This is a genomic window from Collinsella sp. An268 (assembly GCF_002159765.1).
Classification (GTDB): Bacteria; Actinomycetota; Coriobacteriia; order Coriobacteriales; family Coriobacteriaceae; genus Coprousia.
The window spans coordinates 230169-246233 of the sequence record NZ_NFJH01000001.1 but is presented as its reverse complement, the minus strand read 5'-3'; the positions used below and the strand labels follow the sequence as shown (position 1 = coordinate 246233).

General features: G+C 66.2%; 18 protein-coding genes. 1 reads left to right on the top strand and 17 read right to left on the bottom strand.

What is annotated here, in order from left to right; genetic code table 11:
• The 6 genes from B5F70_RS01140 to rpsP form a co-directional block, all read right to left on the bottom strand.
• Positions 1 to 912, bottom strand: a complete 912-nt coding sequence (locus B5F70_RS01140; protein ID WP_087203721.1) for a glycine--tRNA ligase subunit alpha — start codon at positions 910 to 912, stop codon at positions 1 to 3.
• Positions 913 to 1015: 103 nt separating this feature from the next.
• A complete protein-coding gene (gene lepB / locus B5F70_RS01135; RefSeq protein WP_087203720.1) occupies positions 1016 to 1573 on the bottom strand; it encodes a signal peptidase I in 558 nt (185 codons plus the stop codon).
• A 2-nt stretch (positions 1574 to 1575) separates the two neighbouring features.
• A complete protein-coding gene (trmD, locus tag B5F70_RS01130; RefSeq protein WP_087203719.1) occupies positions 1576 to 2346 on the bottom strand; it encodes a tRNA (guanosine(37)-N1)-methyltransferase TrmD in 771 nt (256 codons plus the stop codon).
• Entirely contained in the window at positions 2346 to 2867 is a 522-nt protein-coding gene (locus tag B5F70_RS01125) for a PRC-barrel domain-containing protein (protein ID WP_256363438.1), read from the bottom strand. Before B5F70_RS01125 ends, trmD begins: the two co-directional genes overlap by 1 nt.
• 35 nt (positions 2868 to 2902) lie before the next feature.
• Positions 2903 to 3184, bottom strand: a complete 282-nt coding sequence (locus B5F70_RS01120; RefSeq protein ID WP_087203717.1) for a KH domain-containing protein — start codon at positions 3182 to 3184, stop codon at positions 2903 to 2905.
• A gap of 3 nt (positions 3185 to 3187) precedes the next feature.
• Positions 3188 to 3523 carry a 30S ribosomal protein S16 gene (gene rpsP, locus B5F70_RS01115; protein ID WP_087203716.1) on the bottom strand — a complete coding sequence of 112 codons (336 nt, stop codon included), beginning with the start codon at positions 3521 to 3523 and terminating at the stop codon, positions 3188 to 3190.
• Between the two features lie 223 nt (positions 3524 to 3746).
• Between rpsP and dinB the strand changes: the two genes are divergently transcribed.
• Entirely contained in the window at positions 3747 to 5060 is a 1314-nt protein-coding gene (gene dinB, locus B5F70_RS01110) for a DNA polymerase IV (RefSeq protein WP_204554167.1), read from the top strand.
• Between the two features lie 38 nt (positions 5061 to 5098).
• Here the strand turns inward: dinB and rsfS are convergent, their stop codons facing one another.
• The 11 genes from rsfS to mrdA all read right to left on the bottom strand — a co-directional run bounded on the left by rsfS (position 5099) and on the right by mrdA (position 16063).
• Positions 5099 to 5566 (bottom strand): ribosome silencing factor, encoded by a 468-nt coding sequence (gene rsfS / locus B5F70_RS01105; RefSeq protein ID WP_087203715.1) that lies wholly within the window; start codon positions 5564 to 5566, stop codon positions 5099 to 5101.
• Positions 5563 to 6204, bottom strand: a complete 642-nt coding sequence (gene yqeK, locus B5F70_RS01100) for a bis(5'-nucleosyl)-tetraphosphatase (symmetrical) YqeK (protein WP_241145859.1) — start codon at positions 6202 to 6204, stop codon at positions 5563 to 5565. The genes rsfS and yqeK overlap by 4 nt, the downstream gene beginning before the upstream one ends.
• 19 nt (positions 6205 to 6223) lie before the next feature.
• Positions 6224 to 6877 carry a nicotinate-nucleotide adenylyltransferase gene (gene nadD, locus B5F70_RS01095; RefSeq protein WP_087203714.1) on the bottom strand — a complete coding sequence of 218 codons (654 nt, stop codon included), beginning with the start codon at positions 6875 to 6877 and terminating at the stop codon, positions 6224 to 6226.
• A gap of 21 nt (positions 6878 to 6898) precedes the next feature.
• Positions 6899 to 8314, bottom strand: coding sequence for a GTPase ObgE (obgE, locus tag B5F70_RS01090; protein WP_241145858.1), 1416 nt, complete (start codon positions 8312 to 8314; stop codon positions 6899 to 6901).
• A gap of 83 nt (positions 8315 to 8397) precedes the next feature.
• Complete coding sequence (gene rpmA, locus B5F70_RS01085; RefSeq protein WP_087203712.1) at positions 8398 to 8664, bottom strand: 50S ribosomal protein L27; 267 nt, start codon at positions 8662 to 8664, stop codon at positions 8398 to 8400.
• A 38-nt stretch (positions 8665 to 8702) separates the two neighbouring features.
• The gene (gene rplU / locus B5F70_RS01080; RefSeq protein WP_087203711.1) at positions 8703 to 9065 is read right to left on the bottom strand and encodes a 50S ribosomal protein L21; all 363 of its coding nucleotides are present in this window, start codon (positions 9063 to 9065) and stop codon (positions 8703 to 8705) included.
• Positions 9066 to 9170: 105 nt separating this feature from the next.
• Complete coding sequence (locus B5F70_RS01075) at positions 9171 to 9938, bottom strand: TIGR03936 family radical SAM-associated protein (protein ID WP_087203710.1); 768 nt, start codon at positions 9936 to 9938, stop codon at positions 9171 to 9173.
• Entirely contained in the window at positions 9935 to 11812 is a 1878-nt protein-coding gene (locus tag B5F70_RS01070; RefSeq protein ID WP_087203709.1) for a TIGR03960 family B12-binding radical SAM protein, read from the bottom strand. Before B5F70_RS01070 ends, B5F70_RS01075 begins: the two co-directional genes overlap by 4 nt.
• A 2-nt stretch (positions 11813 to 11814) precedes the next feature.
• Positions 11815 to 12759, bottom strand: coding sequence for a hypothetical protein (locus B5F70_RS01065; protein ID WP_087203708.1), 945 nt, complete (start codon positions 12757 to 12759; stop codon positions 11815 to 11817).
• Positions 12760 to 12787: 28 nt separating this feature from the next.
• Entirely contained in the window at positions 12788 to 13993 is a 1206-nt protein-coding gene (locus B5F70_RS01060; protein ID WP_087203707.1) for an FtsW/RodA/SpoVE family cell cycle protein, read from the bottom strand.
• Between the two features lie 12 nt (positions 13994 to 14005).
• Positions 14006 to 16063, bottom strand: coding sequence for a penicillin-binding protein 2 (mrdA, locus tag B5F70_RS01055; protein ID WP_087203706.1), 2058 nt, complete (start codon positions 16061 to 16063; stop codon positions 14006 to 14008).
• Positions 16064 to 16065 lie beyond the last annotated feature (2 nt).

Below are 16065 nucleotides of genomic sequence, written 5' to 3'. Positions count from 1 at the left end.
TTACGCCACCTCCCCTTCCTTGTTTGAATCATCGGTCGCACCGGCGACCTCGGCAAGATATGCCTCGCAGCAGGCCTTGGCGACGGTGCGGACGCGCAGGATGTAGTTGGCGCGCTCGACCGCGGAAAGCGCGCCGCGCGCGTCGAGGATATTGAAAGCGTGGCTGCACTTCATCACGCAGTCGTATGCGGGCAAAGAGAGCCTCGCCTCAAGGCAGGAGTGGCACTCGCGCTCATAGTCATCGAACTTCTCGCGCATTAGGGCGACGTCCGCCACCTCGAAGTTGTAGGCGGAGAACTCGCGCTCGTTCTCCAGGAACACGTCGCCGTACGTCATGGGCGTGCCGTCCGGCAGGCAGCTCCAGACAAGGTCGTAGACCGAGTCGACGCCCTGGACGTACATGGCGAGGCGCTCGAGACCGTAGGTGATCTCGACCGGCACGGGATCGACCTCGATGCCGCCGACCTGCTGGAAATAGGTGAACTGCGTGACCTCCATGCCGTTCAGCCAGACCTCCCAGCCGAGGCCCCACGCGCCAAGGGTGGGGCTCTCCCAGTCATCCTCGACGAAGCGAACGTCGTGATCGGCCGGATCGATGCCGATGGCCTTCAGGGAATCGAGGTAGAGCTCCTGCGCGTTATCCGGGCTCGGCTTGATGAGCACCTGGAACTGATAGTAGTGCTGCAGGCGGTTGGGGTTCTCGCCGTAGCGGCCGTCGGCAGGGCGACGGCAGGGCTGCGCGTAGCAGGTTCGCCATGCGGCGGGACCCAGCGAGCGCAGGGTCGTCGCGGTATGGAAGGTGCCGGCTCCGACCTCGGAGTCGTAGGGCTGCATGATGACGCAGCCCTGGCTACCCCAATACTGCTGGAGCTTGAGGATGATGTCTTGGAAGGTGAGTGCGGAAGCGTTCATACGCTCTTCTATCCCCTCAACGCGTTTGGACACAACATGGCTAATGGTAGCCCAAGGCGGAGCCGTAAGCGGGCGCGGCGGCGCCTTTTGCAGGAAAACGATGCTAGGAGACCGGGCCGATGCGGTCGAGCGGCCAGTAGCGGACGAGGACGACGGCGACGAGGTTCTCCTCGGGGATGGCGCCGAAATAGCGCGAGTCGGCCGAGTTCTCGCGGTTGTCGCCCATCACCCAGACCATGCCCTCGGGAACGGTGTAGGGAAAGCTCACCGAGATCCCCGGCGCCTGCTGCGCGAGCTCGTAGGAGTAGCCGACGGCATAGGGCTCCTCGAGGGGAACGCCGTCCACGTACACGACGCCGTCTATCAGGTCGACCGTCTGGCCGGCGGTGGCGATGACGCGCTTGACGAGGATGTTGTGATCGCCCGTCGTGGGGTTGCGAAACACGACGATGTCGCCCGATACGACCGGCATGCCGAGCTCGAGGGTGACCTTCTGGCCCACCACCTGGTCGCCGACCATTATCGTCGGCTCCATGGAGGCCGTGGGCACATAGTAGGGCTCCGCCACGAAGAGCCTGACCACCACCATGAAGATGCAGGCGATGGCGAAGATCACGACCCATTCGATGAGACCGGATGCCACAGAGCGCAGACGCTCCATTTTCAGCAACCTCCTTCGTCTTTGGAAGCACCTTCGCGCGCGCGGAGAAGATCGGCGGCGCGGGCGCGCTCCTCAGGCGTGAGGTCGGCACCCTCGAGCAGGTCGGGGCGCCATGCCACGGTACGCTCGAGGGCGTTGGAGCGCCGCCATGCCGCGACCTTCGCATGGTCGCCTGACAGCAGCACCTCGGGGACCGTCTCGCCGCGAAAATCCGCCGGGCGCGTGTACTGGGCGTATTCGAGAAGGCCGCCGCCCGCCCCCGTCGAGAAGGACTCGTCGACGGAGCTCATCTCATCTCCCAGCGCACCGGGGATGAGGCGGACGACGGCATCGGTCACGACCATGGCGGCGAGCTCGCCCCCCGTGAGCACGTAGTCCCCGAGCGAGATGCGCTCGTCCGCATACGCGTAGGCGCGCTCGTCGATTCCCTCGTAGCGGCCGCATACGAAGAGCACGCGCTCCCGTTTGGCCAGGCGCTCGGCAGACTTCTGGGAAAACGGCGTCCCGCAGGGCGTGAAGAACACGATGTGCGGGCGGGGCCCGCGGGCGATGAGGTCGTCGAGCGCCTCGGCGATGGGCTCAACCTTCATGAGCATGCCCTGCCCGCCGCCAAAGGGGGCGTCGTCGACGGTGCGGTGCCGGTCGTGCGTCCAGTCGCGCAGGTCGTACGCGTGAAAATCAAAGAGCCCCATACGGCGGGCGCGCCCGAGGATCGACGTCGACATCACCGGATCGAACATCTCCGGAAAGACGGAGAGCGTCTCGATGCGCATCAGGCGTCCTCCCCTTCCATTTCACCCGACGGCGCCGCCGCCTCGATCAGCCCGTCCATCACGGCCACGCCGATGGCCCCCTTCTCGGGGATCTCGGCGACGACAGAGGGCACCACAGGGACGAGCACCTCGCCGTAAGGACCGCCCGCGACGACCCAGACGTCGTTGGCGGGAAGCTCCATGACGTCCTCGATGCTGCCCAGAAGCCCGTACCGGGCATCCTGAACGGTGCGGCCGATGAGGTCGTCCGCCGCCGCGTCGAGCGGCCCCAGGTCAAGATCCGCGTCGCGGGCGAGAACGTAGCAGCCCGCGACGGCCTCCGCATCGGACATGGTGTCGATGCCGGAGAGGCGCACGAGCGCCTCGGCGCCCTGCTGGTTTACGGACAGGACGGTGCAGAAGCGGTCACGTTTGAGCGCCGGGGGCGTCAAGGCCACGGTAAGCCCCTCGCGCAGAACGAAAGGGAGGCCGCGCAGTGCTTGCACGCAGACCTCCCCCTTTTTGCCGTGCGGACGAACCACACGGGCGATATTTCGATACCGGACGGGCAAGATGCCTAGCCCAGGACCTCGACCTCGACAGCAGTCCCCAGACGTGCTGCGAGCGCGCGCGCAAGCGTGCGAATGGCCTTGATCGTACGGCCGTGGCGACCGATGACCTTGGCGACGTCGCCATCGGCGACGGTCACCTCGATAGTGGAGGCATCCGTACGGTCGATGACCTCGAGACTCACGGCATCAGGCTCGTCGACGACGCTCACCACGAGGTACTCGACCAGGTCCGCGATGCGGTCCGAGACGAGCTCCTCGTCGACGGCGTCGATACGCTCCTCGGCCACGGGTTACTCCTCGGCACCCTCAGCCTCAGCGGCCTTAGCGGCCTCGGCTTCCTTGGCGAGCTGCTTCTTCGACTTCTTGACAGCGGTCTCGGCCTTGGGGCCCTCCTCGGCCGCCTTCACGAGCGCCTTGACGGCATCCGTGAGCTGAGCGCCCTTGGTCTGCCAATCGCTGATCTTCTCGAGGTCGAGATCGATGGTCTTAGGGGTGGTGAGCGGGTTGTAACGGCCCACCTCCTCGATCAGGCGACCATCGCGCGGCGCGCGGGCATCGGCGACGACGACGCGGTAGTACGGACGCTTCTTAGAGCCATGACGGGCGAGACGAATCTTGACTGCCAATGAAAACTCCTCCAACCAGGCAGCCCCCAGGGCTGCGACAACAGACAAACAAATGGGTATGATACGCCAACGGAGGGGCGTGAGTCCCGCCAACGCGCGGGATATTCGGTATTTCCGCAGGCAAATCCATATCATACGCACTTCTCACCAGATTGCAAGCATCATTTTGCGCACCGTGCGCCCATCGCCCGTCCGAGGAGGCCTGCGATGCTATACTCTGACTATGGGAAAACACGAACAGACATACGATGGCGAGCACGGTGCGTCCGCCGGCATGGAGGCGCTCTTCGGTGCGTGGGCGGGCCCGGCGATAGGGCTCATGGACCTCGATGCGTTCTTTGCGAGCGTCGAGCAGCTCGACCACCCCGCTTGGCGCGGCAAGCCCGTCATCGTCGGCGGCCTGCCCGAGGAGCGCGGCGTCGTTTCCACCGCCTCCTACGAGGCGCGGCCGTTCGGCGTGCGCTCGGCGATGCCCTCTGCCCAGGCAAAGCGATTGTGCCCCCACGCCATATGGACGCGCGGCCATTTCGACCGGTATCGGGAGATGAGCGCGCGCGTGATGTCCATCATCGCCGATGAGACCCCGTTCATCGACCAGGTCTCCATCGACGAGGCGTTCTTCGATGTGACGCCCGGGCGCTTTGCGGCGGAGAGCCCCATCGCCATCGTCGAGCGCATCGCGCAGCGCGTGAGCGAGCTCGGCATCACGTGCTCTATCGGGCTCGGGTCCAACAAGACGGTGGCCAAGATCGCGAGCGAGCGCGACAAGCCCCGGGGCCTCACGGTGGTTCCGCCCGGCACGGAGGCCGCCTTCCTGGCGCCGCTCCCCGTCCGCGCCATGAGCGGCATCGGCAAGGCTGCCGAGGCCGCCCTGCACAAGGCGGGCATCCGCACCCTCGGCGCGCTGGCGGACGCGCCCCTCGAGCGCCTCAAGCCCATCTTCGGTACCAACGCGGCGCTGGTGCGCGATCGCGCCGCGGGGCGGGAGATAAGCCCCGTGCGCGCGCTCGACGACCCCGATGACGTAAAGTCGGTCAGCAACGAGCGCACGTTCGCACACGACCTCACCGCACGGGAGGACGTCTATGCGGCGCTATCCCTTCTGGGTGAATCCGTGGGAAGGCGTCTGCGCCGTCGCGGCATCGCGGGCCGTACCGTGACGGTGAAGGTCCGCTACTCCTATGGAAACGGACACACGGCGCAGCGCACCCTACCCCACCCCACCGACGATGAGAACCTGTTTGTCGCCACCGCGAAGGAGCTCGTCGACACGCTCTGGCAACCGGGCACGCCCGTGCGCCTCCTCGGCATCGGCGTCAGCGATTTTCGCCGGGACGAGGGCGTGCAGACGGACCTGTTCTGCGAAGTGGACGAGCGCGGCGCGGTGGCAAGCGACAGGCGCGACCTCTCTGTCGCCATGGACCGGGTGCGCGAGAGGTTTGGGAGCTCGGCCGTCTCCTTCGGCCGGGCGCAGCGCTTCGAGCGCGACCTCGTGAGGCCGGACAAGTTTCTCAATCAAAACAAACCGGCCCCCTGACAGGGGGCCGGGGGGACCAATGGGGATGTGCCGCGCGCCTAGGCGATGGGGACCTGGGGCGCGTCACCCCATAGCGTTTCGAGACGATAGTAGTCGCGCGCCTCGGGCGTGAAGACGTGCACGATGACCGAGCCGTAGTCCATGAGGATCCAGGTGCGCTGGTCGCGCCCCTCAATGGAGAAGGGATGCTCGCCGCACGTCTTGGCGACACGCTCCTCCACCTCGTCGACGACGGCGTCGACCAAGCGCGCGTTGGAGGCGCTCATGATGACGAAGAAGTCGCACACGTCGGAGAGCTCCGTCAGGTCGAGCACGCGCACGTCGTCGGCCTTCTTGTCATCGCCGGCGCGCGCAGCGACGAGCGCGACCTCGCGCGCCTCGACGCCGGTTGAGGAAGCCGTCGCCGCCGTGCGCTCGGGGAGAGCCTCGCCAGACGCGTCCTCGAGCTCGTGTGCGCCAGACGCCTCTCGCGCTGCCGCGTCCCCGGTCAGAATGTCTTCGTTCATGCGTTGCCTTTCTTTGTGAGCACGTAGTGGTTGTAGATGGTGGCAGCCAAAGGATACAGGTACCGGTGCGACTCGAGCACGTACACCAGTCCCTCGCTGAAGCACGTGAAGAAGAGCTCGTCAAGCGGGACCTCCCCCACGAGTCCGCGCTGGCGGTCGGCATAGTCACCGCGTCGACCGGGCTCGAGCGCGTCGGCGATAAAGACTACCATATCGAGGGGCGTCATATCGCAGGCGGCCACCGTATGGCGCGCCACAGCCTGGAAAACGGCCGGCGAGAGCTCGGGGAAGAGCTCGGGGAGCTCGCGGGCGGCGACAGGGCCGTGCAGCAGGGGGACCGCGAGCGCCGGCGCCCCTTCGATGGGCACGCGGTAGCGCAGCGCCCGGGCGAGGACCTCGTCATCAGAGATCACCTTGTCCCAGTCATGGACGAGGCCGGCGACGTACGCGTCGAACACGTCGACGTCATACGCGAGGGCAAGCGAGGCCGCCGTTCGAGCGACGCCGAGCGAATGACGATGGCGTTTGGCGGCGTCGCGCATCCGGTGGGCGAGCAGGTCCTTGATGCGGGCGATGAGGGCGTTCTGCTCCGATGAGAACGCGAGCTCCCCATCGTCTATGAGCCATGTACTGTTCACGAGGGTCCCTCCCCTTCCTTCACGCGGTGTAAAGCCGGTTCTTCCGCATATAGCCAATGACCGATTCGCTCGTGAGATAGCGGATGCTCTTGCCGAGGCGCACGCGGTCGCGGATGTTGGTCGAGCTGATGGCCAGCGCCGGAATCTGGATGTAGCGCACATCGAAGTCGAGACCCGATTGCGCGATGCGGGCCTGGGCCTGGCTGATGTCGTAACCCGGCCGCGTGGCTGCGATGAGCGTCGCCAGGCTGGCGATGGAGGACGCATCGTGCCACGTGACGATATCGATGATGGCGTCGGCACCGGTGATGAAATAGAGCTTCACGTTGTCCGGATAATGGGCGCGCAGGAGCTTGAGCGTCTCGGCGGTATAGGTGACCCCCGACCGGTCGATCTCGAAGCGGCTGGCATAGAAGCTGGGGTTCGCCGCGGTGGCGAGCACGGTCATCGCGTACCGGTCCTCCGCATCGGTCACCGGGCGGTCCTGCTTGAAGGCGGGATTGCCCGCCGGCATGAACAGCACGAGGTCGAGCGCGAGCGCCTCGCGCGCCTGCTCGGCCGTGACGAGATGACCGTAGTGGATGGGGTCGAACGTCCCGCCCATGATGCCGAGCCGACACTCGCGTCCCGGGTCCCCACCGATATCGGGGAGCTGGATTTCGTGTCGCGCCATAACGCCCCTCTCGCCGGGTGCCTACCGAGCGTCCGCGGCGCCGTCGACCCCGTCCTCGGTTGCGGGGCCCGCCTCGTCCGTCCCCTCAAGCATAGCATCTTCGGCCTCGTCGGCGAGCTCCTCGGCCCCCTCGAAGGTAAAGGCGCGCCCCACGATGCGCACCTCGTCGCCCGGAAGGCAGCCCGCCTTCTCGAGGGCGTCGTCCACGCCCATGCGCGCAAAACGCCGCTGGAGGTAGATGACGGCCTCCTCATTCTCCCAATCCGTCTGGACGACGAGTCGCTCCACCTGCGTTCCGATGACGCGGAACGCGCCCGGCTCCTCGCACACGACCTGGAAGCGCTTCTCTCGCGCGCGGCGCCGCCGCTCCCACGGCGCGTCAAGCGCGGCGGCGGGCGCCTGCGACGCGAGCTCGCGCCTGAGCTCCGCCACCATCTCGCCGCAGGCGAGCATGAGCGTGTTGAGGCCGGCACCCGTAACCGCCGAGACCGCGAAGAAGCGGTGCCCGTCGGCCACGGCGGCCTCCTTCAGAGCCGCCACGCGCTCCTCCATGCCGGAGACGTCGCACTTGTTTGCGACGACGATCTGCGGCCGCTCGGCGAGCTCGCGGGCATAGCGGGCAAGCTCGTCGTTGATGACGCGGTAGTCCTCCACCGGGTCGCGCCCCTCGAAGCCGCCCGTGATGTCCACGACGTGCATGATGAGCGCGGTCCGCTCGATATGGCGGAGAAACTGGTGGCCGAGGCCCTTGCCCTCGCTAGCGCCCTCGATCAGGCCCGGGACGTCGGCGACGACGTAGGAGTACTCGCCGGCGCGCACGACGCCGAGGTTGGGGACAAGGGTGGTGAAGGGGTAATCGGCGATCTTCGGCCTCGCCGCGCTCATGCGCGCGATAAGCGAGCTCTTGCCCACGCTCGGCAGGCCGACGAGCGCCGCATCGGCCATGAGCTTCATCTCGAGCTCGATCCAATGCTCCTGAGCGGGCTCGCCGAGCTGCGCGAAGGCGGGCGCACGGCGCACCGAGGTCACGAAATGCGTGTTGCCCAGCCCACCGACGCCGCCGGGAGCGACGACGACGCGCTCGCCGTCATGCGTGAGGTCGGCGATGTCGTAGAGCACCTCCTGCGTATCGGGGTCGAGTTCCCGCACGACCGTGCCGACGGGCACCTTAAGGACAAGGTCCTCGCCGTCGCGCCCGTCCTTACGGGAGCCGCGCCCATGGGTGCCGCGCTCGGCGCGGAAATGATGCTTGTAGCGGTAGTCGATAAGGGAGGAGAGCTGAGAAGTCGCCTCGACGATGACGTCGCCGCCGCGGCCGCCGTCTCCGCCGTCCGGGCCGCCCTTCGGCACATGCGCCTCACGGCGGAACGACATGCAACCGGCGCCGCCGTCGCCGCCCTTGACGTTGATGCGGGAAAGGTCGGTAAACTGAGCCACGAAAATCTCGCTTTCATACAGCGAGAGACCCCCGGCTATGCGCGAGGGTCTCCCGACTATCATGCGTTATGAAGGGTGAGCTGTTACGCCTCGACAGCCTCAGCAGCGGGGATGACGCTCACGCGATGCTTGACGCCCTTGTGGTACTGAACCGTACCGTCGACGAGGGCGAACAGCGTATCGTCCTTACCACGGCCGACGTTGGCGCCGGGGTGGATGTGCGTGCCGCGCTGACGAACGAGGATATTGCCCGCCTTCACAACCTGACCGCCGAAACGCTTGCAACCAAGTCGCTGCGCGTGCGAGTCACGGCCGTTGCGGGAGGAACCGAGTCCTTTTTTGTGTGCCATGTCTGTACCTGCTCTTTCAAATTACGTAGGCAGCTTGCCTACTCGGCAGCCGGAGCCTCGGCCTCAGCGGCAGCGGCCTTCTTGGCGCGCGAGGTGGCCTGGACCTTGGTGACCTTCAGCTTGGTGAGCTGCTGACGGTGACCCTTGAGACGGCGATAGCGCTTGCGCTTCTTGAACTTGAAGACAAGCTGCTTCTCGCCCTTGAACTGATCGAGGATCTCGGCCGTGACCTTGGCCTTGGCGAGCTTGCTGGCATCGGTGACGATCTTCTTGCCGTCATTCAGGAAGATGACGGGAAGCTCGATCTTGTCGCCGACGTTGCCCTCGATCTTCTCGACGGTGATGACATCGTCGGTGGCGACTTTGTACTGCTTGCCGCCGGTGGTAACGATTGCGTACATTCTCTAGCCCTTCATGCATCTGTTAGTGCAACAGCCGGAAATATTAGCATCCGCCTGTGTCTTCGTCAACGGCGATTGTGTGCAAATTCCCTGCATACACACAAGTTAGAAAAACGGGTGCCCCTGCGCGCCGTCCTGAGCCAAGGGGTCGACCCGTGCGCCCTCTTCGGTCACGCCGTACTGCGCGATGCGGGTGACGCTCCGGACGGCGAGTACGCGGGTATCGAGAGCCCCCGAGGTGACCGGCGTATCGGGTGCGCCGGCGAGATGGCCGTCGACCGCCGCGAGCAGGATCTCGGGGCGGAGCGACCCTGCGTTGCTCGAGCGCGTGTAGAGCGTGAGGGCGCAGCCGTCGCCATCGGCATCAACCTGATAGGCGGCGAGGGTGGCCGCGAGATCGAGCGCCTTGTGCTTTTTGCCGCGCCTATACGGGATCTCGCCTTGGGCGACGAGCGCATCGAGCGCCCCTGTCAGCGCGACGGGGTCGCAGCCAGCAAGACGGATCAGGTAGTCTTGGCGAGTGATGAGGAGGCCGAGCGTCTCATCGTGCATGTCGCGGTAACCCGCCGCGAGCGGAGCGAGGTCATGGGGCGTCGACGCCGTGAGCCGCGCGAGCGCCTCGGGTGCGGGGACGTACGAGGTCAGGATGACGTCGTACCACTCGTCGTTGGAGCCGGTGCCCACGGGCAGCGCCGCTGAGAACGCGATGCGCATATGGGGGGAGAACCCCTGTGTGACCGCGAAGGGCAGGCCCGCGCGACGGATGCTCCGCTCGACCGTGCGGGCGACCTCCAAGTGCCCGAGGTAGATGAGGCGTCCCGCTTTCTGGTAGCGGACTCTCAGGCGAAAGAGGGTCGGTTCGGTCTCGGTCATGCGCGCTCACCCACCAATTGGTTCTCGGCACCGAGCGTGGGGCACACGCCGCAACCGGTGCAGCTCCCCCGCGTGCAGTCTTCTGTGGTCACGCCGGCAAGAGAGCGACGCCACTCTCGTTCGAGGAAGCCGCGGGAAACGCCGGGGCTCGTGTGCTCCCAGGGCAGGCGCGCCGCAAGGTCGAACGCCTCGTGGGCGGCTTCGTGCAAGTCGATGCCGGCCTCCCGCGCCGCCTCCTCCCAGCGCGCGATATCGAACTGCTCCGTCCACGCGTCGAACCGCTGCCCGCGCCGCCAGGCCCCGACGATGACCGGGGCGAGCGCGCGACCGCCGCGCGAGAGAACCGCCTCGATGAGCGAGGTGGCCGCGTCGTGGTAGTGCACGCGCACCGCCTTGCTCCTGACACTGTGCAGCAAGAGCTGCTGCCGGCGCCGAACCTCCTCGTCATCGAGCTGGGCGCACCACTGGAACGGCGTCCACGCCTTGGGGATGAACACGGCGACCGATATCGAGACCCCGATGCCGCCCCGCTGGCCCTTGGGCACGACTTCGCGGGCGATATCGAGCACCCGGTCGGCGAGGTTGGCGATGGCGACGATATCCTCATCCGTCTCTCCGGGGAGCCCCATCATGAAGTAGAGCTTGCAGCGCCGCCAGCCCGCTTCGAAGGCGGCGCGAACCGCGCGCTCCAGGTCCTCCTCGGTGACGTTCTTGTTGATGATGTCGCGTAGGCGCTGGCTGCCCGCCTCGGGCGCAAACGTGAGGCCGCCCTTCTTCTCGCCGGCGACGGCGAGCGCCATCTCGACGCCAAACGAGTCGAGCCGCTGCGAGGGGACGGACACCTTGGTGCCGGTGCCCTCGAGCCTGCGGTTCAGGCGCGTGAGCACCTCCTTGACGCAGGAGTGATCCGTCGTGGAGAGCGAGGTGAGCGAGACCTCGTCGTACCCGGTGCGCGCGAGCCCCTGCACCACCGAGGACACGATCTGGTCGGCGGAGCGCTCGCGCACGGGACGGTAGGTGATGCCGGCCTGGCAGAAGCGGCACCCGCGTGCGCAGCCGCGAAGAACTTCCACCGAGAGGCGGTCGTGCACGAGCTCGGTGTAGGGAACGATGGACTGCGCCAAGGGGTCGGTCGCACCGAAATCTCTCGCCACGCGCTTGTAGACGACGGGCGGCACGTCCGCGCCCTCACGGGGAACGGTATAGCCCCACCGCGTGCAGGGCTCGTCATAGCGCACCTCGTAGAGCGACGGCACGTACGTACCAGGGACATCGGCAAGAGCGCGCAGCGTCTCGGCGCGCGACGCCCCCGCGTCGCGCAGCGCCCGATGGCGCTCGCACACCTCTACGATGGATTCCTCTCCCTCGCCGATGAGGAGGGCGTCGAAGAACGCGCAATACGGCTCGGGGTTGTAGACGGAGGGCCCGCCGGCGATGACGATCGGGTCGTCCTCGCCGCGGTCCTCGGCAAAAAGCGGTATCCCCGCCAGGTCGAGCGCCTCGACAAAGTTGGTGACCGCCATCTCGTGCGGGATATGGAAGCCGACGATGTCGAACGACGCAACCGGCGCCGCGCCCTCAAGCGAGAGCAGCGGCACGCCGGCGGCGCGCATGGCGTCCGCCATGTCGATCCAGGGAAGATACCCGCGCTCGCAGGAGATGCCGGGCGTCCGGTTGAGGGCGGCGTAGAGGATGGCGATTCCCTGATTGGGCAGGCCGACCTCGTAGGTATCCGGATAGATGAGGCAGGCGCGGTACGCGGCGTCCTCATGGGAGAGGGTCCCCCACTCGTGGTCGAGGTAGCGGCTCGGTTTCTCGACATGGGCGAGCAGGGGCTCGATCTCGGTGAACCGGTTCTCATAGGGTACGCGCACTGCTACCTCCCCTGGGACGCGGCGGCAAGCGGGCCGTCCGAGGCGGAGACGCGCTCCCCTACCCGGTCGGCGGCGGCGCGCACGGAGGAGACGGCCGTCTGGACGCGCTCGTTCAGCGCGCCGTAGTCGACGTCGTGGGCGTACCAGGCCGCGAGCGCCATACCCATGCCGTATGTACCGAAGCCGCCGATGAGGCCCTTGACGATGAAGGCGAGGCGCGGAACCTGGCCACATACGGCGCGTGAGAGGGACCGCAGCATGAGGCCGCTCGCCACCACCGCGGCGATCTCGTACCCGCGCTCCGGGCGGAGGCGGTAACCGTAGGTGGAGGCGAGCTTGAGCGCCATTCCCACCTCGGCGAACGTCATGACGGGGAAGTTTGAGCCGGGCATGAAGACGAGGACGCCGGTTGCGAGGTTCGCGAGGGCCGTCGTGGTGACGATGCGGTTCGCCGCCGCCTCGCGCATGAAGGGGAAGTTCGCGGCAAAAGCGGCGTCCTTCTCGGTGCGCTCGAGGATCCAGCGGGCGAGGGCGTCTTTCAGATGATCGTCGTCGCTCGCGGCGACGAGCCCCAGAAGCGGGGTATCCGCCTCGATGAAGGGCACCTCCACGCTCGACTCCGCGATGACGCACACGGGCGCGCCGGAGATGACGAGGCGCTGCACAGCATCCTCCAGGATCGGCGAGCCTGAGGTCAGGACCAGCACGACGTCGGTATCGGCCTTAGGGGGCACGGGCTCTGCCGCCAAGCGCTCCACGCGCACGAGCGCCGAGGTGGTCTGGGGCACAAACGCCTCGCGCACGCAGGCCACGATGCGCCCGGGCGCCGTCGCGTCGACGTACACGGCGACGCGCACCGGCGTATCCGACTCAAGCGTGGCGTCCATACCGAGCTTGAAGGCGTTCATGAATCCGTTGAGCGGAAGCTGCTCCCAAGGAATCTTCATCTCACTCCCCTTGACCTAGGCGAAAGCGCTACGCAGACTTGGTGCGACAGCGCCAGATGGACTGTACGATACCGATCGCGCAGCACTGCGCGATCATCGATGACGAGCCGAAGCTGATGAACGGCAGCGGGATGCCCGTGATGGGCATGAGACCGATGCACATGCCAATGTTCTCGAAAATCTGAAACATCCACATGCCGACGATGCCGACGCACACGAGCCGCAAAAACAGGTTGTCGCTCTTGATGGCGACGCGGACGGTCGAGAGCATGAGGATGCCGAAGAGCACGAGCAGAAGGAGCGCGCCGGCGAAACCGAACGTCTCGGAGAGCAGGGCGAACACGAAGTCGGTATGCGCCTCGGGCAAAAAGCCCGATCCCGATTGTGTGGCGTTGCCGATGCCCTTGCCGAAGAAACCGCCCGACCCGACGGCGATGAGCGACTGCAGAAGGTTGTAGGCCTCGTCGGAATCGCTCGAGGTCGGGTCCATGAACACCAGCAGGCGGTTCATCTGGTACTGCTTGATGAGCGACGCGCTGTCCCCCAGCATACCGTCGATGATCGAGTCGGTGGCGAGGATGAGCGACACGAGTCCGATGATGACCGCGATGGTCGAGAGCACCCATTCCTTGCGCGCCCCGCTCATCATGATGACGACGGCACCGGCGAAGAACACGACCAGCGAGCTGCCGAGGTCGCCCTGGATGATGATGCACACGAACGGGATGGCGAGCATGCCGCAGAGCTTGAGGTAGTCGCGCACGGTATCGATGCGCCCGTTGTACTGCGCGCCGAGCGACGACATGAAGAACACGGTGATGAGCTTGACGATCTCGACGGGCTGAAACGTAAGGCCTATGAGGGGGAAACGGATCCAGCCCGTCATGCCTTTCGCGTTATAGGAGAGACCGGGGACATACGGCAGGAAGATGCAGACGATATCGATGACGAGCAGCGCTGTCGAGATGTTGGCGAGCTCGCGCAGGTCGCTCCGCCAGATGACGATGGCGCAGGCGACACCGAGACCGATACCCAGCAGATGACGCGAGATGGATGCGTCGGCTATGGTGAGCGATGCGGACCAGACGACGAGGGCGCCGAACGCCATGAGGCAGACCCAGGCGGCAAGAACCCCCATATGGACCGACGAGCGCCAGCCGCCCTGCGCGGCGCTACGGCTCCTGTTGACGCGGTTCAACGTGTTTTTGGTGCGAGACTGCGAAGCTTGTGACATAGATCCCACCTCCTAACGGACCGCGCTGTTGCCGGAGTCGGACGAGGTGTCGGGCGTCTGGTAGATGGCGCCCAGGACATCTCGGATGCAGCGAGAAGCGGTTGCCGAACCGCCGCCGCCCTGCTCGAGCACCGCGGCGACGACGTATTTGGGGTCATCGGCGGGTGCGTACGCGCAGAACCATGCGTACTCGTCCTCATCGGTTCGCTCGCCCGTTCCGGACTTGCCGTACACCTCGACGGGCAGGTTGGTGAAGTGCGAGGCCAACGACGTGTCGGTCGTGTAGATGACGTCGTGGATGCCGCCGCGGACGAGCGCCAGGTCCTCCTCCGAATTGATGTGCGCGGTCAGCCGCTCCTTCGAGCCCGTGCCGTTGTAGCGGTAGGCATCCCCCTCGCCGTCGCGGCCGACGGCCGAGTAGAAGATGTGCGGGGTGTACTCCACGCCGCCCATGGCGACGCCAGCGTACACGCAGGCCATCTGCAGGGGCGTCACCAAGATGTCGCCCTGACCGATGGCGATGTTGGTCATATCGCCCGCGTTCCATGCACGCTGATCCGCCGGCCAATCGGAGAAATACGACTCCTTCCAGGCGGCATCCGGCACGCGCCCTTCGGCCTCGCTCGGCAGGTCGACGCCCGTCACAGAGCCCAGGCCCCAGCGCCGGAACATCTCCTGCAGACCCTCGGGGTTGGCATCGTTGTAAAAGAAATCGCGTCCGATGTCGTAGAACACCGGGTCGCATGAGTTCGCGATGCCCGAGCGCAGGTTCATGGTGCCGTGACCGGTCTCGAGCCAGCATTTCTTGCCGTTCGCCTCGCCGTTGCCCGTCCAGAAACCGGTGCACACCGTCGTACGGGACGAGGAGTAGATACCGTATTCCAGACCGGCGAGCGCAGAGAGCACCTTGATGGTGGAGGCGGACATGTACTGACCGTTTATGGCGCGGTTGAGCAGCGGGGTCCCGCTCTCTTCGCTGTTGAGCTCGCTCCACACCTCCGAGGACACGCCGCCCACGAATACGCTCGGGTCGAACGTCGGCAGGCTCGCCATCCCCAAGATGTCGCCGTTGGTGCAGTCGAGGCAGACGCAGGCGCCCGCGCCCGCGTTCTCATACCCCGAGTTCTTCGCTATCTCGATGGCGTGCGCGAGGCCGTCTTCGCAGGCCTTCTGGATCGTGAGGTCGAGCGTGAGGCGGATATCCGATCCGGCGCGCGGCTCGACCGAGGAATTCTGACCCGTGACGTTGCCCGTAGCATCGACGGTCACGACCTGCTCGCCCTTGATGCCCTGGAGGAGCGATTCGTACTCGTACTCCACGCCCGCCTGGCCCACGACGTCGCCAGACGAGTAGGTTATCCGGTTTGGGTCGTCGTCCCCGGCCTCCTCCTGAGCCTGGAGCTGCTCCTGGGTAACCGTGCCCGTGTAACCGAGCACATGCGCCGCGAGCGTGCCGTACGGGTACTGCCGCTCGGTGCGCTCGTCGACGAGCACCCCCGCGAAATCGGCCGCGTGCTCCTGCACGTAGGCGATGGTGGAGCGGCGCACGTCCGAGGCGATCGTGTGGCGCGCCTGCGCGCCCTCGGTATTATCCTGGATGTTGCGTAGCGCCGCGACATAGGGTATGCCGAGCACGTTAGAAAGATGGCGCACGAGTACGGTGTCGTCGGCGAGGTCGCGATAGGCGGTGACCGCGAGGGAGGGGCGGTTCGTCACCAGGGCGACCCCGTTTCGGTCGAGGATGCGCCCGCGCGGGGCGCTCGTCATCACGGTGCGCGTCTGGTTCTGCGTGGAGAGCGACTCATAGTAATCCGAGCTCACCATCTGCATGCTCCACAGGCGGGCGACCAGCGCGGAGAGCATCGCGCCGATACCGAGCGTGAGCAAGCGGAACCGGCCCTTGAACGTCACACCGAGGGTGTTTCCCTCCCCCTCCGACGCCCGGGGCCGCGTCCCGTCCTTGGTGTCATAGGTGTACTTGCCCGAGTAGCCGCGCAAGAAGATGAGCGACCCCACGATAGCGGCTAAGAGCACCAGACCGGCGATGAGAACGATAAGCTGTGCATCCATAG